18 protein-coding genes and 1 pseudogene are annotated in these 23,016 nt (G+C 75.9%); 11 read left to right on the top strand and 8 right to left on the bottom strand.

The annotated features are described in order from the left end of the window. Window positions 1-7: 7 nt before the first annotated feature. Genes cydC through U5M74_RS13320 form a run of 4 tightly spaced genes read right to left on the bottom strand, consistent with a single transcriptional unit; the run spans window position 8 to window position 6,314 of the window. On the bottom strand, window positions 8-1,849 hold the full coding sequence (cydC, locus tag U5M74_RS13335) for a thiol reductant ABC exporter subunit CydC (protein WP_410909425.1): 1,842 nt from the start codon (window positions 1,847-1,849) through the stop codon (window positions 8-10). Then, window positions 1,846-3,603, bottom strand: a complete 1,758-nt coding sequence (gene cydD / locus U5M74_RS13330; protein WP_410909424.1) for a thiol reductant ABC exporter subunit CydD — start codon at window positions 3,601-3,603, stop codon at window positions 1,846-1,848. The genes cydC and cydD overlap by 4 nt, the downstream gene beginning before the upstream one ends. Further along, window positions 3,600-4,697, bottom strand: a complete 1,098-nt coding sequence (cydB, locus tag U5M74_RS13325; protein ID WP_410909423.1) for a cytochrome d ubiquinol oxidase subunit II — start codon at window positions 4,695-4,697, stop codon at window positions 3,600-3,602. The genes cydD and cydB overlap by 4 nt, the downstream gene beginning before the upstream one ends. 24 nt (window positions 4,698-4,721) lie before the next feature. After that, window positions 4,722-6,314 (bottom strand): cytochrome ubiquinol oxidase subunit I, encoded by a 1,593-nt coding sequence (locus tag U5M74_RS13320; RefSeq protein WP_410909422.1) that lies wholly within the window; start codon window positions 6,312-6,314, stop codon window positions 4,722-4,724. A gap of 501 nt (window positions 6,315-6,815) precedes the next feature. Between U5M74_RS13320 and U5M74_RS13315 the strand changes: the two genes are divergently transcribed. Next, on the top strand, window positions 6,816-10,211 hold the full coding sequence (locus U5M74_RS13315; protein WP_410909421.1) for an Rne/Rng family ribonuclease: 3,396 nt from the start codon (window positions 6,816-6,818) through the stop codon (window positions 10,209-10,211). Between the two features lie 181 nt (window positions 10,212-10,392). Further along, window positions 10,393-10,995 carry a thymidine kinase gene (locus tag U5M74_RS13310; RefSeq protein ID WP_410909420.1) on the top strand — a complete coding sequence of 201 codons (603 nt, stop codon included), beginning with the start codon at window positions 10,393-10,395 and terminating at the stop codon, window positions 10,993-10,995. Between the two features lie 19 nt (window positions 10,996-11,014). On the opposite strand, the gene U5M74_RS13305 is transcribed toward U5M74_RS13310, so the two are convergent. Next, the gene (locus U5M74_RS13305; protein WP_410909419.1) at window positions 11,015-12,094 is read right to left on the bottom strand and encodes a fatty acid desaturase family protein; all 1,080 of its coding nucleotides are present in this window, start codon (window positions 12,092-12,094) and stop codon (window positions 11,015-11,017) included. 131 nt (window positions 12,095-12,225) lie between these two features. Beyond that, a complete protein-coding gene (locus U5M74_RS13300) occupies window positions 12,226-12,822 on the bottom strand; it encodes a protein-L-isoaspartate O-methyltransferase family protein (protein WP_410909418.1) in 597 nt (198 codons plus the stop codon). A gap of 149 nt (window positions 12,823-12,971) precedes the next feature. Here U5M74_RS13300 and U5M74_RS13295 point away from each other — a divergent pair, with 149 nt between their 5' ends. Beyond that, a complete protein-coding gene (locus U5M74_RS13295; RefSeq protein WP_069983181.1) occupies window positions 12,972-13,187 on the top strand; it encodes a dodecin family protein in 216 nt (71 codons plus the stop codon). Window positions 13,188-13,274: 87 nt separating this feature from the next. Here U5M74_RS13295 and U5M74_RS13290 read toward each other — a convergent pair whose 3' ends face one another. Next, complete coding sequence (locus tag U5M74_RS13290) at window positions 13,275-15,239, bottom strand: BCCT family transporter (protein WP_410909417.1); 1,965 nt, start codon at window positions 15,237-15,239, stop codon at window positions 13,275-13,277. Between the two features lie 303 nt (window positions 15,240-15,542). Between U5M74_RS13290 and rplU the strand changes: the two genes are divergently transcribed. From rplU to proB, 4 genes are all read left to right on the top strand, one after another. Continuing rightward, the gene (gene rplU / locus U5M74_RS13285; protein WP_216092989.1) at window positions 15,543-15,851 is read left to right on the top strand and encodes a 50S ribosomal protein L21; all 309 of its coding nucleotides are present in this window, start codon (window positions 15,543-15,545) and stop codon (window positions 15,849-15,851) included. A gap of 77 nt (window positions 15,852-15,928) precedes the next feature. Further along, entirely contained in the window at window positions 15,929-16,180 is a 252-nt protein-coding gene (gene rpmA, locus U5M74_RS13280) for a 50S ribosomal protein L27 (protein ID WP_069983179.1), read from the top strand. 77 nt (window positions 16,181-16,257) lie between these two features. After that, window positions 16,258-17,775, top strand: a complete 1,518-nt coding sequence (gene obgE / locus U5M74_RS13275; RefSeq protein WP_410909416.1) for a GTPase ObgE — start codon at window positions 16,258-16,260, stop codon at window positions 17,773-17,775. A gap of 61 nt (window positions 17,776-17,836) precedes the next feature. After that, entirely contained in the window at window positions 17,837-19,018 is a 1,182-nt protein-coding gene (proB, locus tag U5M74_RS13270; protein ID WP_410909415.1) for a glutamate 5-kinase, read from the top strand. 7 nt (window positions 19,019-19,025) lie between these two features. Here the strand turns inward: proB and U5M74_RS13265 are convergent, their stop codons facing one another. Beyond that, window positions 19,026-20,390, bottom strand: a complete 1,365-nt coding sequence (locus U5M74_RS13265) for an MFS transporter (RefSeq protein WP_410909414.1) — start codon at window positions 20,388-20,390, stop codon at window positions 19,026-19,028. A 135-nt stretch (window positions 20,391-20,525) separates the two neighbouring features. Here U5M74_RS13265 and U5M74_RS13260 point away from each other — a divergent pair, with 135 nt between their 5' ends. The 4 genes and pseudogenes from U5M74_RS13260 to U5M74_RS13245 form a co-directional block, all read left to right on the top strand. Beyond that, complete coding sequence (locus U5M74_RS13260) at window positions 20,526-21,824, top strand: glutamate-5-semialdehyde dehydrogenase (RefSeq protein WP_410909413.1); 1,299 nt, start codon at window positions 20,526-20,528, stop codon at window positions 21,822-21,824. Window positions 21,825-21,929: 105 nt separating this feature from the next. Further along, a complete protein-coding gene (locus U5M74_RS13255) occupies window positions 21,930-22,079 on the top strand; it encodes a hypothetical protein (RefSeq protein WP_171906167.1) in 150 nt (49 codons plus the stop codon). 29 nt (window positions 22,080-22,108) lie between these two features. Beyond that, window positions 22,109-22,735: a nicotinate-nucleotide adenylyltransferase gene (gene nadD, locus U5M74_RS13250; protein WP_290438914.1), complete on the top strand. Its 627-nt coding sequence runs from the start codon at window positions 22,109-22,111 to the stop codon at window positions 22,733-22,735. After that, window positions 22,728-23,016: pseudogene (locus tag U5M74_RS13245) on the top strand (hypothetical protein); the annotation flags it as partial. The gene nadD and the pseudogene U5M74_RS13245, both read left to right, overlap by 8 nt.

The following is a 23,016-nucleotide window of genomic DNA, read 5'->3' as shown; positions in this document are numbered from 1 at the left end:
CGCGACGTTACCGTGCGGCCTCCTGCGCCGCGGCCCAGGCGTAGGCCGGCACGTCGCGCAGCAGGTCGGCGTGCCGCCCGCGCGCGACGACGGTGGCGGGCGCGCCGCCGGCGGCGGCCGTCGCCCCGCCGGCCTCCGCACCCGGCCCGCCGAGCAGCAGCACCTCGTCCGCCCCCGCGGCGGCGGCGAGCCGGTGGGTCGCGACGACGACGGCGCCGCCCGTGGCCCGCGCGTGCCGGGCCAGGGCGTCGACGAGGGCGTCCGCGGTGGCGGCGTCGAGGTGCTCGGCCGGCTCGTCCACCAGCAGCACCTTCGCGCGCGCGAGCAGGCCGCGGGCCACCAGCAGGCGGCGGCGCTCGCCGCCGGACACCGTGGTGGCGTCGGCCCCCAGCAGCGTGTCGAGCCCGGCGGGCAGCGCCGCGAGCCAGCCGCCGAGCCCGACGGCGTCGAGCGCGGCGCGCGCCTCGGCGGGCGTGACGTCCCCGCGCGCGACGCGCAGGTTCTCCAGCACCGTGGTGTCGAACAGGTGGGCGTCCTCGGCGAGGAAGAGCGGGGCGTCCGCCCGCACGGCGCCGCCCGCCGCGGGCAGCAGGCCGGCGGCGGTCATCAGCAGCGTCGTCTTGCCGACGCCGGACGGCCCGGCGAGGGCGACGACGCCGCCGGGCCGCAGCGCGAGGTCGACGCCGGCCACGGCGGCCCGGGTGCCGCCGTCCGGCCCGGGCCAGCCGGCGGCGACGCCGTCGAGCTCCAGCAGCACGCCGGGCGCGGGCGGTGACGGCGCCCCGGGGGGCGTGCCGTCGGGCAGCTCGTCGGGCAGCAGGGCCACGAGCCGGCGCGCGGCCTCGCGCGAGCGGCGCAGCTGGATCGCCGCGGCGGGCAGCGCCGTGGCGGCCTCGAACGCCGCGAGCGGGGTCAGCACGATGACGGCGAGCTCGGTCGGCGCCAGCGTGCCGGCCGTCACCGCGGGGATGCCGAGCACCAGCGCGGCCACGACGGCCAGGGTCTGCGCCGCCGCGCCGATCGCCGCCGCCGTGCCCGCGGTGCGCGCGCCCTGGTCGCCGGCCTCGGTCAGCCGCGCGTCCGCCTCCCGCAGGGCGGCGAGCTCGGCGTCGAGCCGGCCGGCCACGCGCAGCTGGGCGCCCTCCTCGAGGATGCCCAGCGCCCGCGTGGTGACGTCCGCGCGGGCCTGCGCGCCGAGCACCTCCGTGGCGCGCGAGGCCCGGGCCGCGAGCCACGGCGCGAGCACCCCGGCCAGCAGCAGGCACACCAGCAGCGCCACGCCGGCCGCCGGCAGGAAGACCCCGACGAGCACCACGGAGCCGAGGCTCACGAGCAGGGCCACCCCGGCGGGCACCAGGCTGCGCACCACCACGTCGCCCACCGCGTCGACGTCGGCGCCGACGCGGGCCAGCAGGTCGCCGCGGCGCAGGCTCACCACGCCGGTCACCGGGCCGCGCGCCATCGCCTCGTACAGGCGCGCGCGCAGCGCCGCCATGCCGCGCAGCGCGACGTCGTGCGACGCCAGCCGCTCGAGGTAGCGGAAGACGCCGCGGCCGATGCCGAACGCCCGCACCGTCACCGTGGCGATCGACAGCGTGAGCACGGGCGGCATCTGCGAGGCGCGGGCGATGAGCCAGGCCGCGACGGCGGAGAGCCCGACGGCGCAGCCCAGCGCCACGGTGCCGAGCAGCACGGCGCGCACGACGCGGCCGCGGTCGACCTCGAGCAGGGGCGCGAGCCGGCGCAGCGGGTCACGGGCGGCGGCGCGGCGGGGTGCGGGCCGGGTCAGGGTGCGGGACACGGTGCGGGTCACGGTGCGGGTCACGGTGCTGGGCACGGGGCGGGTCACGCGGGGACCTCCTCGAGGGTGCGTGCCGCGACGTCGACCACCTGGTCCGCGAGGGCCAGGAGCGAGGCGCGGTGGGCCACGACGACGACCGTGGCGCCCGCGTCGCGCCACGCGCGCACGGCGTCGAGCACGACGCGCTCGCCGGCGGCGTCGAGATGGGCGGTGGGCTCGTCCAGGACGACGAGCGGGCGCCGCGCCGACGGCGCGAGCAGTGCGGCGGTGAGGGCCACGCGCTGGCGCTGGCCGACGGACAGCCCCACGCCGCCGAGGCCGACGGGCGTGTCCCAGCCCGCCGGGAGCGTGGCCACGACGGCGGCGAGCCCGGTGGCCGCCGCGGCGGCGTCCAGCGCCGCGGCGTCCGGCCGCGCCCCGTCACCGGCCGGGTCACCGGCCGTCCCGCCGGCGGCCTCACCCAGCACGGCGTCGCGCAGCGTGCCCGGCGGCAGCGCGGGGCGCTGCGGCACCCAGGCCACCTGCGCCCACCACGTGGCGGGGTCGACGTCGGCGAGGTCGACGACGCCGTCCGGCGTCTCGACGAGCACGCGGCCGGCGTCCGGGCGCAGCAGCCCGAGCAGCACGAGCGCCGTCGTCGACTTCCCGGCGCCGCTGGGACCGCGCAGGGCGACGACGCGGCCGCCGCCGGGGCGGGCGGTGCCCAGGGGCACCCGCGCGCGCAGGTCCGCGGGCGCGGCGACGGCGCGGTCCCCGGCCCGCACGGTGACGCCGTCGAGGACGAGCGTGGCGCCGGCCAGCGGGGGAGCGGGCACGCGCCGGGCGGCGGGCGCGGCGTCGGGCAGCGGCTCGGCGAGGATGGCGAAGGCGCGCTCGGCGGCGGCGAGCCCGTCGGTCGACGCGTGGAACTGCGCGCCCACCTGCCGCAGCGGCTGGTACACCTCCGGGGCGAGCATGATGACCGCGAGGCCCGCCTGGAGGGTCATGTGGCCCTCGACGAGCCGCAGGCCCACGCCGACGGCGACGACCGCCACCGACAGGGTCGTGAGCAGCTCGAGCACCATGCCGGAGAGGAAGGCGACCCGCAGGGTGCCCATGGTGGCCTTGCGCGAGGCGTCGCCGAGGGCGCGCACCCGCGCCCCGGGGCCGGTCTCGCGGCCGAACGCGCGCAGCGTGGGCAGCCCGGCCAGCAGGTCGAGCACCTGGGCGCCGAGGCGCTGGACCACCACGAGGCGGCGCTCGGAGGTGCCGGCGGTCATGACGCCGACGAGCCACATGAACAGCGGCACCAGAGGCAGCGTCACCAGGCAGATGGCGAACGACACCCAGTCCAGGCCCAGCACCACCACCAGCGCGGCGGGCGTGACGAGCGCCGTGAGCAGCAGGGACGGCAGGTAGCGCACGAGGTAGGGCTCGAGCGCGTCCAGCCCGCGGGTCACCAGCGTGGCGACCTCCGTGCGGCGCGCGCCGGTGGCCCAGCGCGGCCCGAGCGCGACGGCGTGGGCGAGCACCTGCTCCCGCAGCTCGGCCACGGTGCGGGCCGCCGCGCGCTGGGCCGCCCGCTCCTGCGCCCACGCGACGGCGGCGCGGCCGGCCGCGACGGCCACGAGCACGCCGAGCAGCCGGGCCGCGTCGTCGGCGTCCACCGACCGCTCGGCCACCGCCTGCGCGAGCAGGGCCGCCACCGCCAGCGCCTGGACCACCACCAGCACGGCGGAGGCGAGGCCGAGCACCGCCGTGAGGACGACGTACCGGCGCGCGGCGCGCGCGCGGCGCAGGAGCCGGGGGTCGAGGGGCTTCACGGTGCGGTGAGGTCGGTGGGGCGCACGGCCGCCCCGCCGTCGTGCCCGAACGCGGCGTCCCTCACCTTGCGCCAGGACAGGCCGGCGGGCGCGGGGATGTGCCGGGTGCTCAGGCGGCGCCGGAACACCCAGTACGTCCAGCCCTGGTACAGCAGCACGAGCGGGGTGAGGAACACCGCGACCCAGGTCATGATCGTCAGGGTGTACGGCGTCGAGGAGGCCTCGGCGACGGACAGCGACTCGCCGCCGGGCAGGCCGGGCATGACGTCCGGGTACATCGAGCCGAAGATCAGCACCACGGCGGCCACGATCGCGGTGGCCGACAGCGTGAACGCCCAGCCCTCGCGGCCCCGCGCGTTCGCGACGACGACGCCGAGCAGGGCGGCGGCCGCGACGGCCACGGCGGCCCACGTCCAGGTGACCGAGTAGGCGACCTGCGCCCACACGGCCCAGGCGCCGGCCACGGCCACGGCCGCCACGGCGAGCACGCCGGCGGCGCGGCGGGCGCGGTGGCGGATCGCGCCGTCGGTCTTGAGCGCCACGAACACCGCGCCGTGCAGGAGGAACAGCACGAGCGTCGTCAGGCCGCCGAGCAGCGCGAACGGGTTGAGCAGCGCCCAGAAGCCGCCCACGTACTGGTGGTCGGCGTCGAGCAGCACGCCGCGCACGAGGTTGCCGAACGCCACGCCCCACAGCACGGCCGGGACCCACGAGCCGACCTGGATGCCGACGTCGCAGCGGCGCGCCCAGGCGCGGTCGGCGATCTTGCCGCGGTACTCGAAGGCGACACCGCGCAGGATCAGCGCGACGAGGATGAGCAGCAGCGGCACGTAGAAACCCGAGAACATCGTGGCGTACCACTCGGGGAACGCCGCGAAGGTGGCGCCGCCGGCGGTGATGAGCCACACCTCGTTGCCGTCCCACACCGGGCCGATGGTGTTGACCAGCAGGCGGCGCTCGGTCTCGCGCTCCTCGCGCGAGCCGCGCGGCAGCACCGACATGAGCATGCCGACGCCGAAGTCGAAGCCCTCGAGCACGAGGTAGCCCGTCCACAGCAGGGCGATGAGGACGAACCAGAGCAGCTGCAGGTCCATGGCGATCTCCGTCGGCTCGGGCCGTCAGTAGGCGAAGGACAGGGGGCGGTCGGCGTCGGCGTCGGCACCCGGGCCGTCGGGGCCGCCGTCGGGGCCACCGTCGGGGCCGTCGTCGGGGCCGTCCCCGCGCCGGCCGCCGTCGCGGGCGGCGGCGCGCGCCTCGGGCGACTCGTCGCGGACCGTGCCGGGCACGCCCTCGACGGCGTAGCGGTGCATGAGGCGGACCCACACGACGCCGAGCGCGCCGTACAGGAGCGTGAAGACGACCATCGAGCCGAGGACGACGCCGGGGGACACCGCGGTGGACACGCCGCGCTCGGTGAGCAGGCGGATCTGGTCGATCCCGGTGGGGTTCGGCGCCACGACCCACGGCTGGCGGCCCACCTCGGTGAAGATCCAGCCGAAGGACGAGGCGAGGAACGGCATCGGGACGGCGAGGATGCCCAGGCGGGCGAGCCAGCGCTTGTCCGTGACGCGTCCGGAGCGGGTGTACCACCAGGCGGCCACCGCCAGCGCGGCCGAGAAGCCGGCCAGGCCGATCATGAGCCGGAAGGACCAGTAGGAGATCGCGAGCGGCGGCGTGTACTGCACGGGGTCGCCCGAGGCCGTCGTGTCGCCGTAGCGCTCGGTGTACTCCCGCTGCACGTCCTCGGTGCCCGGCAGGTAGGACTCCTCGCCGGAGAAGTGGCCGGTGCCGAGGTAGCTCGCCAGGCCCGGGACGGTGAGGAGGTGCCTGACGTCCTCGCACGAGTCGGGGTCGGACAGGTCGCCGATGGTGAGGATCGAGAACGCGGCGCCCTCCTCGCCCTCGCACAGCGCCTCGGCGGCCGACATCTTGCCCGGCTGCTGCTCGTACATCAGCTTGCCCTGCAGGTCGCCGCTGATCGCGACGCCGGCGCCGGAGACGAGCATGACGACGACGCCGAGCGTGACCGCCGGGCGGTAGGTGTCGCGGGCGAGCTCGACGAGCTCCGGCCGGCGGGTGCGCACGAGGCGGACCATCCACCACAGGGCGATCGCGCAGACGAACGTGCCGCCGACGAGGAACGCGGCCGAGATCGTGTGCGGGTACGCCGCCCACAGCGTGCTGTTGGTGAGGACCGCGCCGAACGACTCCATCTCCGCGCGGCCCGTCTCGGGGTTGAACCGCGTGCCGACGGGGTGCTGCATCCAGGAGTTGGCCGCCAGGATGAAGAACGCGGACAGGTTCGTGGCGAGGGCGAACAGCCAGATGGCGGCGAGGTGCACCTTCTTGCTGACGCGGTCCCAGCCGAAGATCCACAGGCCGAGGAACACCGACTCGACGAAGAAGGCGGCCAGGGCCTCCATGGCGAGCGGCGCGCCGAACACGTCGCCCACGAACCGCGAGTACTCGCTCCAGGCCATCCCGAACTGGAACTCCTGGACGATGCCCGTCACCACGCCCAGGGCGAAGTTGATGAGCAGCAGCTTGCCGAAGAACTTGGTGAGCCGCAGCCAGCGGTCCTTCTGCGTGACGACCCAGGCCGTCTGCATGCCCGCGACCAGCGGCGCCAGGCCGATGGTCAGGGGCACGAAGATGAAGTGGTAGACGGTGGTGATGGCGAACTGCCACCGGGCGAGCGCGAGGGTGTCCACGGGCGTCTCCTGAGGTGCGTGAGGGCGCCGCCGGCGGGCCGCACCACCCCGGTCGGAGCGGGGCGAGGAGGCTCGTCGAGCGCACCTCCAGACTGCTCGTGAAGACTTTCACAAGTCAACAGGATCCGATGTGACCTCCATCTCGTGAAGGCTTTCACAAGCCGCCGCGGCGCTCGGCGGCGCCGCTCGCGGACTTGCGCGCCACGCCGGTGCGGGCCGCCGGACGCGGAGCGCGCGGATGGTGCGATACTGGAGGGCAAGCCGCCGGGGCCCACACCTCCGGGCGGCCACGAGCCCGCAGCTCCCGCGTCCGCACGCGGTGCCGCGGTCGGGGTGCTTGAAGGGAGCCCCGGACCGCACGGCGTCCGCGAAGACCGCAGGAGCCGCCGGCCGCGACCGAGACTTCCGTCCGGCGCCAGCGCTCCGCAGCGCGGTCCGGACGACGACCGCCCGGCGGTCCGCAGGTGTGGGGCGGGCCGCAGGGCAGCAGGAGCACGCTTCGTGACCTCTGACAGCACGACCGGCCCCCAGAACGACTCCACCGGCGCCCCCGCGCGCCGCAGCCGCCGCCGCGTGGTCCGCCCCGCGGGCGGCCCGGTCGCCGAGCCGACGCCCGCGGCCCCGGAGGACCTCGGCATCACGCTCCCCGCCCGCGAGCCCGCCCCGGCGCAGCCGGCGGACGAGGCCCCCGCGGCGCCCGCGCGGCGCAGCCGCCGGGTCACGCGCCCGGCCTCGACGCCCGAGCCCGGCGCCGGGCTCTCGCTCGACGACATCGTCCTGCCCGAGCGCCCGACGCCGCCGGCGGCCGAGCCCAGGACGCAGGTGACGGCGGGCCGGTCGACCGGCCGCGGCGCCCGCCGCGCCGTGCGCTCGCTCGACGACATCGTCCTGCCGGGCGGGGACGCCGCCGAGCCCGCCACCGCGCCGGCCGAGCCCGCGCCGGCCGAGCCCGCGCCGGCCGAGGCCGCCCCGGAGCCGGCACCGGCGAAGGCGCCGCGCTCGCGCCGCCGCAAGGTCGACGTCGCGGTCGAGGTCGCGGCCGACGCCGCGACGCAGCCGGCCGTCGAGGAGCCCGCCGCGGCCGCCCCGGCGGAGGAGACCCCTGCCGCGGAGGCCGCCGAGCCGGCCCCGAAGAAGCGCGCCACCCGCTCCCGCCGTCGCAAGGCCGACGAGCCCACCCCCGAGCAGGCCGCCGAGGTGGCGGCGCAGGCCGAGGCCGCCGCGGCCCAGGACGCCCCCGCCGTGCTGGAGCAGCACCAGGAGAGCCCCTCCTCGCCGGCCGCCACGGCCCCCGGCTCGGCCACGCCGCGCCTGGCCACCACCGCGCTGCTCTTCCAGGCCCCGGACCTGTCCGCCGCCGCCCGCCGCCCGCGCCGGGCGCAGGCTCCCGCGGGCCCGCCGCGCTTCCACGACGTGGAGCAGGCGGCGCCGAGCGCGCCGGAGGCCCCGGCCGACGCGGCCGACGCGACCGCCGCGCCGGCGCAGCCCGCCGAGACCCCCGAGGCTGCCCCGGCCGCCGGCCGGCGCTCGCGCCGCGCGATCCGTGCCACCCGTGCCGCCGCCCCGGCGGAGGCTCCCGCGCCCGCCGAGGCCGCCCGGCCCGCCGCCGAGGCCGCAGCCGAGGCCACCGCCGCGCCGTCCGCCACTGCGCCCGGGCCCGTGCTGAGCGAGGACGAGGTCGCCGCGGCGGAGGAGGTCGCCGCGATCGAGGCCGAGCTGCTGGCCGACGGCGTCGAGCTCGTCGACCTGCGCCCGGAGGACCTCGTCGAGGACGACCGCGATGCCGATGCCGATGCCGAGGCCGACGCCGAGGCCGACGCCGACGCCGACGAGCGCCCCCGCCGGCGCCGTCGCCGCGGCGGCCGTGGCCGTCGTGGCGGTCGCCGCGGCGACGAGGCCGCCGACCGCGAGGGCGAGGAGCTCGAGGACGAGGCCGAGGACGCCGAGGAGGTGCCCGGCGAGGACGAGGAGGAGGCCGCCGAGCAGGTATCCGAGCAGGTCTCCGAGCAGGGCGCCGAGCCGGACGAGGCCGCGCCGGGCGAGCCGGAGGACGAGCAGGAGGGCGGCGCGTCCCGCCGTCGCCGCCGCCGCCGCCGGGGCTCGCGCGCCGAGCGCCTCGAGCGCGCCGAGACCACGACCCGCACGCGCGAGCGCGACGAGGTCACGGCGCTCAAGGGTTCGACCCGCCTCGAGGCCAAGCGCCAGCGCCGTCGCGAGGGCCGCGACGCCGGCCGCCGCCGGCAGATCATCACCGAGGCCGAGTTCCTCGCCCGCCGCGAGTCGGTCAAGCGCTCGATGATCGTGCGGGAGAAGGCCGGCCGCACGCAGATCGCGGTGCTCGAGGACGGTGTGCTCGTGGAGCACTACGTCTCCCAGCAGTCGCAGTCGTCGATGGTGGGCAACGTCTACCTCGGCCGCGTGCAGAACGTGCTGCCCTCCATGGAGGCCGCGTTCGTCGACGTCGGCAAGGGCCGCAACGCCGTGCTGTACGCCGGCGAGGTGAACTGGGACGCCGCGGGCCTCGAGGGCCAGCCGCGCCGCATCGAGCAGGCGCTGAAGTCGGGCGACACCGTGCTGGTGCAGGTCACCAAGGACCCGATCGGGCACAAGGGCGCGCGCCTCACGAGCCAGATCACCCTGGCCGGCCGCTACCTGGTGTTCGTGCCGGGCGGCGGGATGACGGGCATCAGCCGCAAGCTGCCCGACGTCGAGCGCGGCCGGCTCAAGAAGATCCTGCGCGAGATCGTGCCCGACGGTGCCGGCGTCATCGTGCGCACGGCCGCCGAGGGCGCCAGCGCCGAGGAGCTGCGCGCCGACGTCGAGCGCCTGCAGGCCCAGTGGTCCGCCATCAGCGCCAAGGCGGAGAAGGGCGCGTCGGCGCCCGCCCTGCTGCAGGGCGAGCCCGACCTGGCCATCCGCGTGGTCCGCGACATCTTCAACGACGACTTCACCTCGCTCGTCGTCCAGGGCGACGACGCGTGGCGCGAGGTCTCGTCGTACGTCGAGGAGCTCGCCCCGGACCTGCGCGAGCGGGTCACCAAGTGGACCGAGACCACCGACGCGTTCGCGACGCACCGCGTCGACGAGCAGCTCGCCAAGGGGATGGACCGCAAGGTGTGGCTGCCCTCGGGCGGCTCGCTGGTCATCGACCGCACCGAGGCGATGACGGTCATCGACGTCAACACCGGCAAGTTCACCGGCGAGGGCGGCACGCTCGAGGAGACCGTCACGCGCAACAACCTCGAGGCTGCCGAGGAGATCGTCCGCCAGCTGAGGCTGCGCGACATCGGCGGCATCATCGTCATCGACTTCATCGACATGGTGCTCGAGTCGAACCGCGACCTGGTGCTGCGCCGCCTGGTGGAGTGCCTGGGCCGCGACCGCACCAAGCACCAGGTGGCCGAGGTGACCTCGCTGGGCCTGGTGCAGATGACCCGCAAGCGCGTGGGCCAGGGCCTGGTCGAGGCGTTCTCGGAGACCTGCGAGCACTGCAAGGGCCGCGGCTTCGTCGTGCACACCGACCCGGTCGAGAAGGGCCAGCACAACCACGCCCACGAGGGCGGCGGCGAGGCCGAGGGCGCGAAGCGCTCGCGCCGCAAGCGCGGCACGGCCAAGGAGCCGGAGCCGGCGCACGCCGAGGTCCCCAAGCTCCCCGACGACAGGTCGGAGGCGCGCGAGGCCGTGAAGGCCAGGCTGGCCACGATCGCCGCGGCCGCGGCGCACGCGCACGAGCACAAGGACGAGGTCGCCGGGACGGTGGTCGAGGAGACGGTGCAGGAGGCCGTGCAGCAGACGGTCGTCGTGGCCGGTCGCGAGGAGGTCGTCGAGCCGGTCGCCGACGCCGAGCCGGTCGCCGACGTCGAGCCGGTCGCCGACGCCGAGCCCGCCGAGGACTGAGCCCGCCGAGGACTGAGCCCGCCGAGGACCGAGCCCGCCGCGAGCCCGTCCTGGCTCGCGACCCGACGCCCCGCCGCGCACCTGCGCGGCGGGGCGTCGCCCGTCGTGCGACCGGGTCCTCGAGCGGTCCTCGACCGGGGACCTCGACCGGGGTGCTTGACCGGTCCGCTTGACTGGGCGCATGACCGTGCCGCGGGAGGCGTCGCCCGGCCTGGGGGCCGGGCGCATCGAGGTGGTGGCCGGCCCCATGTTCGCCGGCAAGTCGGAGGAGCTGGTGCGGCGGGTGCACCGGGCGCGGCTCGCGGGCCGTGCCGTCGTCGTGGTCAGCCACGCGCTCGACACCCGCTCCGGCGCCGGGCGGGTCGCCTCGCACTCGGGGCTGGCGGTGGAGTCGCTGCCGGCGGCGTCCGCCGCGGACCTGCCGGACCTGGTGCCGCCGGGCACGGAGCTGGTGGCCGTCGACGAGGCGCAGTTCTTCGGCCCGGGGCTCGTCGAGGTGGCGACCGGGCTGGCGGACGCCGGCGTCGTCGTCGTGGTGGCCGGGCTGTCCGTGACGTTCGACGGGCGGCCGTTCGAGCCGATGCCGGCGCTCATGGCCGTGGCGGAGCGGGTCGACAAGCTCACCGCCGTCTGCGCGGTGTGCGGCCGCGACGCCGCGTACCACGTGCGGGTGCGCGCCGACGAGCCGCCGGGCACGGTCGCCGACGCCGCCGCGCCCGTGCCCGCGCACGTCGGCGGCACGGAGTCCTACCAGGCGCGCTGCCGGCTGCACCGCGGCGGGTAGCGCCCGCCGCGGGCGGCGGTCAGACGCCGCGCAGGCGGTGGTACGCGGGGCAGTCGAACGGGTCGCGCGCCGCGAGCCCGACCCGATTGAGGTAGCGCACGACGATCGCGTAGGACCGCACGAGGCTCGTCTCGGTGTAGGGCACCTGGTGGGTCGTGCAGTGCGCGCGGACCAGCTCGCGCGCTCGCGTCAGGTGCGGCCGGGGCATGCTGGGGAACAGGTGGTGCTCGACCTGGTGGTTGAGCCCGCCCATGAGCACGCTCATCAGCGCCCCGCCGCGGATGTTGCGCGAGGTGAGCACCTGCTTGGAGAAGAAGTCGATCCGGCTCTCGGCCGGGATGATCGCCATGCCCTTGTGGTTGGGCGCGAACGACGCCCCCATGTAGACGCCGAAGACGGCGAGCTGCACGCCCAGGAACGCCGCGGCGAGCCCGAGCGGCAGGGCCCAGCACACCACGCCGACGTACGCCGCCAGCCGCAGCGCGATGGTGACGACCTCCAGGGCCCGCGCGCCGCGGTCGGCCCGCGTGCCGCGCAGCAGCGAGCGGACGGAGGTGACGTGCAGGTTGAGCCCCTCGAGCGTCAGCAGCGGGAAGAACGCCCAGCCCTGCACCCGGGTGAGCGGCCGCAGCCAGCGGCGCTGGCCGCGGGCCCCGTCCTCGGTGAAGACGACGACGTCGTTGGCGATGTCGGGGTCCTTGCCCACCCGGTTGGGGTTGGCGTGGTGGCGCGAGTGCTTGGACATCCACCACGAGTAGCTGATGCCCACCACGACGTTGGCGAGGAAGCGCCCGAGCCGGTCGTTGGCCGGTCCGGAGGCCAGCACCTGGCGGTGCGCCGCCTCGTGGGCGAGGAAGGCGAACTGCGTCAGCACGATCCCCAGCGCGCCCGCGACGAGCAGCTGCAGCCACGAGTCGCCGAGGAGCACGAACCCGGCCGCGAGGCCGCCGAGCGCGGCGACAAGCACGGCGCCCGTCCACGCGTAGTAGCCGTACGCGCGGCGCAGGAGGCCGGCCTCCCGCACGCGCTGGGAGAGCGCGGTGTAGGAGCTGGTGCCGGGCGCCGTGCGGCGGCCGGCGGACGGTGCTGCCAGGGGCATGCTGCCTCGCAGTGGTCGGTTCGACTTCCCAGCCGCGAAGGTGAGCGGACGCCCGTGGATGACCCGAGCCTACGGGACCGTAGGTTCCGGCGCGCGCGGTGCCCGCGGAGCCTCGGGCGGGCACCGACGGGTCAGGCGTCGTCCTCGACGAGCGGCACGAACGAGTACGTGCCGTGCCCGCTGACCGCCACCTCGCCGTCGTCGTCCCTGGTCACCAGCACCATCACGTGGCGCACCGGGATGACCATCCGGCCGCCCGGCGCGACCTGCTCGACGAGCGCCGGCGGCAGCGACCCCGCGGCGGCGGAGACCAGCACGCGGTCCCACCCGCCGGGGCGGGGGGAGCCGAGCACTCCCGGCGCCGCCTCGGCCAGGCGGGCCCACGGCATGGCTGCCCGCGCCACGTTGGCCGCGCCCCACGCGGCGAGCTCCGGGCGCACCTCGAGGCCGAGCACCTCGCCGTCGGGCCCCACCAGGTGCGCGAGCAGGGCCGTGGTCCAGCCGGAGCCCGCCCCGACGTCGAGCACCCGGGCGCCGGGCGGCACCCGCAGGAGCCGCAGCATCGCCGCCACCGTGGACGGCTGGGAGCACGTCTGGCCCAGCCCGATGTCGAGCGGCCGGTCCTCGCGGGCGTGCTGCCGTCGCGCACGGGGCAGGAAGGCCCTGCGGTCGACGGCGCGCAGCGCCTCGGCCACGGGGTCGTCACCGGCGTCCCAGGCTCGCCCCACGAGCCCATCGTCCCGCTGAGTGGCGCGCCTCACAGGCCGGGCCGATCCTGGCCGTGCGGGCCGAGGCGCCGAGCGCGCCCCGCCGGCGCCCACCCGCCGCGACGGGGCGACGAGGTCGGGGGAGCGGTCGACGACGATCGGAGGACGACATGGCAGGCACGCACACGGTCGCACGGATCACCGAGATCAGCGCGCGGTCGGAGAAGAGCTTCGAGGACGCCATCCGGGTGGGCGTGGAGCGGGCGGCCTCGACGCTGCGCCACGTCCAGGGGGCGTGGGTCAAGGACCAGAAGGTGGAGATCGAGGAGGGCCGCATCGTCGCCTGGACGGTGATGCTCGCGATCACCTTCGTGCTCGAGGACTGACGGACCCGCGAGAGCGACCCGGGCCGCGAGGAGGACCGCGCACGGCGGGCGCCGCCGGCGTGCCGGCGGCCCCCGCCGTGCGGCGGCTCAGCCCACCGGGGCGGGAGCGCGGCCGTCGCCGGCACGCTCGGGCCGGTCCGCCGGCCGGGGCTTGGGCTCCGGGCTCCGGTCCCCGGGCCGGTCCCCGGGCTGGTCCTCGGGCTGGTACCAGTCCGTGAGCGCCGGGTCGTCGGTGTCCAGCCAGGCGCCCGCGCCCTCGTCGGGCTCCGTGGCCACGACCCCGACGACGAAGTCGTCGCCGTGCTCCTCGATGCCGGCGCGCACGCCCTGGTCGAGCGCCTCGCGCGCGTACCGGCGGCGCAGCGTCAGCGGGTCGCGGGCGAGGTCCTTGGCCCACGCGACCATGACGAGGATGACCACGACGGCGAACGGCAGCGCCGAGACGATCATCAGGCTCTGCAGGCCCGACAGGGCCACCTCGCCGCCGCCCACGAGGAGCACCCCGGCGATCGCGGCGAGCGCGACGCCCCACACCACCGTCGTCCAGCGGCGCGGCTCGGGGTTGCCCCGCTCCGAGAGGGACGCCATGACGATCGACGCGGAGTCGGCGCTGGTGACGAAGAAGATGACGATCGAGACCATCGCCAGCACGGAGGTCACCGCGCCGAACGGCAGCTCGCGCAGCACGGTGAAGAGCATGTCCTCGCCGGACTCGGCGGCGCTGATCGCGGCGCCGGTCTGCTCGAGCCACATGCTCGTGCCGCCCACGACGGTGAACCACACGAGGCACACGACGCTCGGCACGACGATGACGGTGACGACGAACTCGCGCAGGGTCCGGCCGCGGCTGATCTTCGCGATGAACATGCCCACGAACGGCGTCCAGGACACCCACCAGGCCCAGTAGTAGGTCGTCCAGGTGCTCATGAACCCCTGGGCGTCGGACGTGGTCGCCGCCGACTGTGCCATCAGCGTCGGCAGCTCGCCGAGGAACGTCATGAGGACGCCGGGCACGAGGTTGAGCAGCAGCACCGTGGGCCCGGCGACGAAGACGAAGACGCCGAGCAGCCCGGCCACGGCCATGTTCACGTTCGACAGGGCGCGGATGCCGCGCTTGAGGCCCGAGACCGCCGAGAAGATGAACGCGACGGCCAGCACGGCGATGATGCCGACGATCACCCCGTTGCCCAGCGGGCCGATCCCACCGACGATCTCGACGCCCCGGCCGATCTGCAGGGCCCCGATGCCGAGCGAGACCGCGGTGCCGAAGAGGGTGACGACGATCGCGAAGACGTCGACGACCTTGCCGAGCGCGCCCTCGGTGCGCCGCCCGAAGATCGGCTCCAGCAGGGCCGACATCAGCGGCGAGCGGCCCTTGCGGTAGGCGGCGTACGCGACGGCGCCGCCGACGAGGGCGTAGTAGCCCCACGCGACCGGTCCCCAGTGGAAGAGCGTCTGGGCCACGGCCACGTGCATCGCCTCGTTGCTGCCGGCCGCGGCGTCCTCGAACGCGGGCGGCAGGTCGAGGAAGTAGGTCATGGGCTCGAGCGGCCCGTAGAACAGCAGGCCGATGCCGATGCCCGCCGAGAACAGCATCGCGACCCAGGAGACGGTGGAGAACTCCGGCTTCTCGTCGTCCTGGCCGAGCCGCACGGCGCGGTAGCGGCCGAAGCCGAGCCACATCATGAACAGGAAGACCGCGACGGTGAGGATGCCGAAGAACCAGCCGAAGTCGGTGGTGACGAAGGCGAAGCCGGCGGAGGCGAAGGCGGAGAGGCTGCCCGGGGACGCGACGCCCCAGACCAGGACCGCCACGACGAGCGCGGCGGCGACGGCGAAGACGGCCTTGTCGATGCCGAAGGTCCGGTCCGTCTGCTCGACGCCGATCCCGGGCAGCAGGGCCGGGTGCGGGCTTCCCGTGGTGGCGGGGGAGGTGACCTCCCGCAGGATGCGCGCGGCGCGAGGCCGGTGCGAAGGTGGGGCGGCGGGGGTGCTGCGCGGGGGATGGCTGGGCTTGTCGTCGGCCGACGTGGTGCGTGAGGCGGGCGCCACAGGCGTGGTCCTCTCATCGAATGGTCAAGAGACGGCCAACGACTGTACCGAACCCGGGTGGATCGTGCCTGCGCACGGCCTGCGCACGGCCTGCGAGCGGTCCTCGGGCGCCCTCGGTGCGGCACCTCACGTTTGATCCGCTACGGGCCGTCGCGTAGGCTGTGACGTCGGCGCGCCATCGGCGTGCCTGTCCCGTGTGCCCACGGACGCACCGCACTCGACCGCCGCGGCGGGCCGAGTTGCCGACCAAGACGGTGTATCCCGACGTGCGGCACGCCAAGACCAGGAGAGATGAGCAGCAACGTGGTTTACGCGATCGTCAAGGCCGGTGGCCGTCAGGAGAAGGTGTCCGTCGGGGACATCGTCGTCACGAACAAGATCGAGGCGAAGGCCGGCGACACGGTCGAGCTCGCCGCTCTCCTGTTGGTGGACGGGGAGAAGGTGACCACCGACGCCGCGCAGCTGGCCAAGGTCAAGGTCACCGCCGAGGTCGTGCGGGACGAGAAGGGCCCGAAGGTCACGATCCTCAAGTACAAGAACAAGACCGGCTACCGCAAGCGCCAGGGTCACCGCCAGAGCCTGACCCGCCTCAAGGTCACCGGCATCAAGTGACTTCCCGGCGCCGCGGGCCCGCCCGCACGGCGCTGGTGACAATCCCCGTTCTTCGGTACTGAAAGCAGGTCAGTCAGATGGCACACAAGAAGGGCGCGAGCTCCTCGCGCAACGGTCGCGACTCGAACGCCAAGTCCCTCGGCGTCAAGCGCTTCGGCGGTCAGGTCGTCAAGGCCGGCGAGATCATCGTCCGCCAGCGCGGCACCCACTTCCACCCGGGCGCCAACGTCGGCCGCGGTGGCGACGACACGCTGTTCGCGCTGGCCGCCGGCGCGGTCCAGTTCGCGACGCGTCGCGGCCGCAAGGTCGTCGACATCGTCGAGGCCTGAGCCTCACCCACACCACTCCAGCGGAGGGGCGCACCGGTGCGGTGCGCCCCTCCGCTGCGTCCTGAGAGGATCGTCCCATGGCCAGCTTCGTCGACCGAGTCGTCCTGCACGCTTCCGGCGGCGACGGCGGCCACGGTGTCGCCTCCATCCGTCGCGAGAAGTTCAAGCCCCTCGCGGGCCCCGACGGTGGCAACGGGGGAGACGGCGGCAGCGTGCGCCTCGTCGTCGACCCCCAGACCACCACGCTGCTCGAGTACCACCACTCGCCGCACCGCCACGCGGCCAACGGCACCCAGGGCATGGGTGACGACCGCGACGGCGCGAAGGGCGAGGACCTCGTCCTGCGCGTGCCCGACGGCACCGTGGTCAAGACCCCCGACGGCACCGTGCTCGCCGACCTCGTCGGCGAGGGCGCCGAGTACGTCGTCGCGCACGGCGGGCGCGGCGGGCTGGGCAACCGCGCGCTGTCCTCCCCGAAGCGCAAGGCCCCCGGCTTCGCGCTGCTCGGCGAGCCCGGCGAGACCGCCGACGTCGTGCTCGAGCTCAAGACCATCGCCGACGTCGCGCTGGTGGGCTTCCCCAGCGCCGGCAAGTCCTCGCTCATCGCCGCCGTCTCCGCGGCGCGCCCGAAGATCGCCGACTACCCGTTCACCACGCTGGTGCCCAACCTCGGGGTGGTCGAGGCCGGCGACACCCGGTTCACCGTCGCCGACGTGCCGGGCCTCATCCCCGGCGCGAGCGAGGGCAAGGGCCTCGGCCTGGAGTTCCTGCGCCACATCGAGCGCACCGCCGTCATCGTCCACGTGCTCGACTGCGCCACGCTCGAGCCGGGCCGCGACCCGCTGAGCGACCTCGACGTCATCGAGGCCGAGCTGGCGGCCTACGCCGGCGACCTGGAGATCGAGGGCGGCCGCGTGCCGCTCACGGAGCGCCCGCGCCTGGTCGTGCTGAACAAGATCGACGTGCCCGAGGCCCGCGAGCTGGCCGAGCTGGTGCGCCCCGAGCTCGAGGCCCGTGGCCTGCGGGTGTTCGAGATCTCCACGGCGAGCCACGAGGGCCTGCGCCCGCTGACCTTCGCCCTGGCCGAGATCGTCGCCCAGGCCCGCGCGGCCGCCCCGGCGCCCGCGCCGGCCCGCGTCGTGCTGCGCCCGCGCGCCGTCGACGAGGCGGGCTTCACGGTGACGCGCAGGACCGACGCGGACGGCGTCTACTTCGAGGTGCGCGGGTCCAAGCCGGAGCGCTGGGTGCGCCAGACGGACTTCAACAACGACGAGGCCGTCGGCTTCCTCGCCGACCGCCTGGCCAAGCTGGGCGTGGAGGACAAGCTGCTCCAGGCCGGGGCCGTGGCGGGCGACGAGGTGCGCATCGGCGACCCGCGCAACGCCGTCGTCTTCGACTGGGAGCCGACCCTCATGACGGGGCCGGAGCTGCTCGGCGCCCGCGGCACGGACCTGCGTCTCGAGGACCGCGCTCGCCCGACCCGCGCCGACCGGCGCCGGGAGTTCACCGAGCGCATGGACGCCAAGACGGAGGCCCGCCGCGAGCTGTGGACCGAGCGCGAGCAGGGCGTCTGGACCCGCCCCGACGACGAGTGACGGCCGTCTGACCGGCGGACACGTCCGCCCACCGGGGGCCACGGCGGGCGATGATGGGGCGGTGAACGTCCCCGTCGTCCGTGCCACCTCCCGCGACGCCACCTCCCGCGACGTGCTGCCCGCGGCCCGCCGCGTCGTCGTCAAGATCGGCTCGTCCTCGCTCACCGGCCCGGACGGCCGGCTCGACGTCGGCGCCCTGCGCGCCCTGGTGGACGTGCTCGCCGCGCGGCACGCCGCCGGGGCGCAGGTCGTCCTGGTGACCTCCGGCGCCATCTCGGCCGGGATCGGACCCCTGGGGCTCGCGACCCGCCCGCGCGACCTGGCCACGATGCAGGCGGCCGCGTCGGTGGGCCAGGGCATGCTCGTGGCCCGGTACACGGAGGCGTTCGCGGCGCACGGCATCGGCGTGGGGCAGATCCTGCTCACCGCCGAGGACACGGTGCGCCGGCTGCGCTACAAGAACGCCCAGCGCTCGCTGTCGCGCCTGCTGGCGCTCGGCGTCGTGCCCGTGGTCAACGAGAACGACGCCGTCACCACCGACGAGCTGAAGTTCGGCGACAACGACCGGCTCGCCGCGCTCGTGTCCCACCTCGTCAAGGCGGACGCGCTCGTGCTGCTCACCGACGTCGACGGCCTGCACGACGCGCCGCCGTCGCGCCCCGGCGCGCGCCGCATCCCGTACGTGGGCGACCTCGCCGAGGTGGCCGACGTGCCCGTGACCGCGCGGGGCAGCGTGCTCGGCACCGGCGGCATGGTCACCAAGCTCGAGTCGGTGCGGATCGCGACGGCGTCCGGCGTGCCGGTCGTGCTCACCCGCGCGGCGAACGCCGCCGCGGCGCTGGCCGGCGCGGACGTCGGCACGTTCTTCGCGGCCACCGGGCGGCGGGCGTCGGCGCGCCGGCTGTGGATCGCGCACGCGGCGCGGGTGCGGGGGCGGCTGCACGTCGACGACGGCGCGGCCCGCGCGGTGCTCGGCGGCCGCGCGTCGCTGCTGCCCGCGGGCGTCACGCGCGTCGACGGCGAGTTCGACGCCGGCGACCCGGTGGAGCTCGTGGCGCCCGACGGCGCCGTCGTGGCCCGCGGCCTCGTCGCCTTCGACTCCCACGAGCTGCCCGCGCTGCTGGGTCGGCAGACCGCCGAGCTGCGCGAGGCGCTGGGGGAGGGGTACGACCGCGAGATCGTGCACCGCGACGACCTGGTGCTGGAGCACCGCGCCCGCCAGCGGGCGCGCGCCGCCCGCTGAGCCCCCGTCAGGCGGCCGGGAGGTCCTCCTCCAGGCGGCGGCCGCGCAGCTCGGCGAGCATCGCCGAGCCGGCCATCGCCAGGACGAACGCCGCGGCGAACACGACGAACACGCCCACGGTGCCGATGCGGTCGTGCAGCGGCAGCACGACGAGCGGGGCGAGGATCGAGGCGAGGCGGCCGAACGCGGTGGCGCTGCCCGAGCCGGTCGCGCGCAGGGCGGTGGGGTAGCTCTCCGGCGTCACCGCGTACAGGGCGCCCCACGCGCCGAGGTTGAAGAACGACAGCGCGATACCGGCCACGAGGATCGCCGGCACGGAGCCCGCCAGGCCGAAGCCGACCGCCGAGACCGCCGAGCCCGCCAGGAACGTCACCAGGACGGCGCGCCGGCCCCAGGCCTCGATGAGCCAGGCCGCCACCGCGTAGCCCGGCAGCTGGGCGAGCGTGAAGACCAGCGTGAACGTGAACGACCGCACCAGGCCGAACCCGTCGGCCACCAGCAGCGTCGGCATCCACGTGAACGCGCCGTAGTAGGCGAAGTTCACGCCGAACCAGGTGAGCCACAGCGCGACCGTGCGGCGGCGCAGGGCGGCGGTGAACAGCTCGCGCACGGGCACGCGGCGCGCGGGCGCACCGGCGCGGACCAGGTCGGTCGGGATGCCGGCGTCATCGGGCACCGGCACCCCGGCCGACTCCTCGAAGCGGCGCACGGCGGCCTCGGCCTCGGCGTGCCGGCCCTGGCGCTCGAGGAACCGCACCGACTCGGGCAGCCCGACCCGCACGACGATCGCGTACAGCGCCGGCGCGAGCCCGATGAGGAACGCCCAGCGCCAGCCGTCGTCGGACCCGGCGACGACGAACGTCCCGATGAGCGCGGCGGCGATCCAGCCCACGGCCCAGAAGGACTCGAGCACCACGATCACGCGGCCGCGGATGCGCGCCGGGGCGTACTCGCTCACGAGCGTCGAGGCGACGGGCAGCTCGGCGCCGAGGCCCAGCCCGACGACGAAGCGCAGCACGAGCAGGACGGCGACGCCACCGGCGAGGGCGGAGGCGCCGGTCGCGAGCCCGTACACCAGCAGGGTCAGCGCGAACACCTGCCGGCGGCCCACCTTGTCGGCGAGCAGCCCGCCGAGCGCCGCGCCCACGGCCATGCCGGCGAAGCCGATCGAGCCGAGCAGCGACAGCTCCCCGGTGGTCAGCTGCCACTGCACCGCCAGGGCGGCCAGCACGTAGGACACGATGCCGACGTCCATCGCGTCGAGCGCCCAGCCCACCCCGGCGCCCGTGAGCAGCCGGCGGTGCGCCCGGGTGAAGGGCAGCCGGTCGAGCCGCGCGGTGCGGCTGAGGTCGGGGGTGGTCGCTGTCGACATCGGTTCTCCCGTCGGTGACCACGGCCGTCGTGGTCGGCGGAATGCTAGGGGGTCGCGCGCGGGCCTGGCGAGCCGCCGCCGTCGCGCCCGTGGACGGCCCTGCCGCGGCGCCCGCCGCCGAAGTACCCTCGGGGCATGACCTCGACCCTCAGCGACCGGACGGCCGGGACCGACGTCGAGCAGGCCGTCCGTGACGTCGCGCGCCGCGCCAAGGTGGCCTCGCGCGCCCTGGCGACCGCCACGCGGGCGACCAAGGACGCGGCCCTGCACGCCGTCGCGGACGCCCTCGTGGCCGCGGCCGACGACGTCGTCGCGGCCAACGCCGACGACCTGGCGCGCGGGCGCGAGAACGGCCTGACGCCGGGCCTGCTCGACCGGCTCGCGCTCACCCCGGAGCGCGTGGTCGCCGTCGCCGACGCCCTGCGTGAGCTCGCGGGCCTGCCCGACCCGGTCGGCGAGGTGCTCCGCGGCCAGACGCTGCCGAACGGCCTGCGCCTGCGGCAGCTGCGGGTGCCCATGGGCGTGGTCGGCATGATCTACGAGGCGCGGCCCAACGTCACGGTCGACGCCGCGGGGCTCGCCCTGAAGTCGGGCAACGCCGTGATCCTGCGCGGCGGCAGCGCCGCGGCGTCGTCGAACACCGTCATCACCGACGTGATGCGCCGCGCGCTCGAGGCGCAGGGCCTGCCCGCGGACCTCGTGCAGTCGATCGACCGGTACGGCCGCCCCGGCGGCGTCGCGCTCATGCACGCCCGCGGCCTGGTGGACGTGCTCATCCCGCGCGGCGGCGCCGACCTGATCCGCACCGTCGTGCGGGAGTCCACCGTCCCGGTGATCGAGACCGGCGTCGGGAACGTGCACGTCTACGTGGACGCGACCGCGGACGTCGCCACCGCCGTCGAGATCGTGATGAACGCCAAGACCCAGCGCGTCGGCGTGTGCAACGCCGCCGAGACGCTGCTGGTGCACCGCGACGCGGCTCACGGCTTCCTGCCCGCGGCGCTCACGGCCCTCGCCGGTGCCGGCGTGGTGCTGCACGGCGACGACCGAACGGCGGCGCTCGCGCCCGAGGGCGTCGCGGTGGTCCCCGCCACGGACGAGGACTGGGCCACCGAGTACCTCGCGCTGGAGCTCGCGGTGCGCGTGGTCGACTCCCTCGACGAGGCGATCGAGCACGTCCGCACCTGGTCCTCGGGCCACACCGAGGCGATCGTCACGCGCGACCTCGCCGCCTCCGAGCGGTTCGTCGCCGAGCTCGACTCGGCCGCGATCATGGTCAACGCCTCGACCCGGTTCACCGACGGCGGCCAGCTCGGCCTCGGCGCGGAGATCGGCATCTCGACGCAGAAGCTGCACGCGCGCGGCCCCATGGGCCTGGCCGAGCTGACGACCACCAAGTGGGTCGTGCACGGCGACGGGCACGTGCGCCCCTGACCGCCCGCCGCGCGGCGCCGCGACCCCGGCCGACGCCGGGCGGAGCCGCGCGCGCCGTCGTGAGAGACTGATCGCCGAAGTCCACGCACCTTCAGGAGGAGCATCGTGCTGCAGACCGCCGTCCAGGCCGCCCAGGAGACCGCCGAGCACGCCGCCGGGATCTCGCCCGTGCTGCTAGGGGTCCTCGCCTTCGGCGGCCTGCTGTTCGCCCTGGCGGTGACCTACGCGTTCCGCAACATCTGGAACCGCCACTGAGCACCGGCTCCGGAACCGTCTGCCTGCCCGTGAGCACCGACGCGCCCGGACGTGACCGCCGTCGCCCCCGCATCGGGGTGATGGGCGGCACGTTCGACCCGATCCACCACGGACACCTCGTGGCCGCCTCGGAGGTGGCCGCGCACTTCGGCCTCGACGAGGTCGTGTTCGTGCCGACCGGGAAGCCGGGCTTCAAGCAGCACCAGAAGGTCTCGCCGGCCGAGGACCGCTACCTCATGACGGTGATCGCGACGGCGTCCAACCCGCGGTTCACGGTCAGCCGGGTCGACATCGACCGTCCCGGCCTGACGTACACCGTCGACACGCTGCGCGACCTGCGCGCCGAGCGGCCGGACGCCGACCTGTTCTTCATCACGGGTGCCGACGCCGTCGAGCAGATCCTGGCGTGGAAGGACGCGGGCGAGCTGTGGGACATGGCGCACTTCGTCGCCGTCACGCGGCCCGACCACGCCCTGACGATCGACGGGATTCCTGAGGGCGCCGTCACCACCCTCGAGGTGCCGGCCATGGCGATCTCGTCCACCGACTGCCGTCGGCGGGCCGAGGCCGGCCAGCCGGTCTGGTACCTCGTGCCCGACGGCGTGGTGCAGTACATCGCCAAGCACGGTCTGTATCGAGGTTCCGAGGATGAGTGAGAACCAGGCCCAGCCGTCCCGGCCGCTGACCCGCCGGGAGCTCCGCGCGCGCGAGGAGTCCGCGCAGCCCCAGGCCGGCGCCCCGGCGTTCCCGCCGGCGTCCGGCGCGACGCCGCCGCCGACCCGCCGCTCGCTGCACCAGCCGCCCGCGGGCACCGGTGGTGCGGCGCAGGCGCCCGTGGTGCGCCCGCCCGCCACGACGGGCGGGACGCGCGGCATCGACGCGACGACCGGGCGCCTGACTCCCGTGCAGCGCACCGGCGTCGGCGCGGTGCCGGTGC

It is taken from the genome of Puerhibacterium sp. TATVAM-FAB25 (genome assembly GCF_046535855.1).
Taxonomy (GTDB): Bacteria; Actinomycetota; Actinomycetes; order Actinomycetales; family Cellulomonadaceae; genus Puerhibacterium; species Puerhibacterium variabilis_A.
The sequence above is the reverse complement of the archived record's forward strand: the minus strand, read 5'-3'. Positions and strand labels throughout refer to the sequence as shown.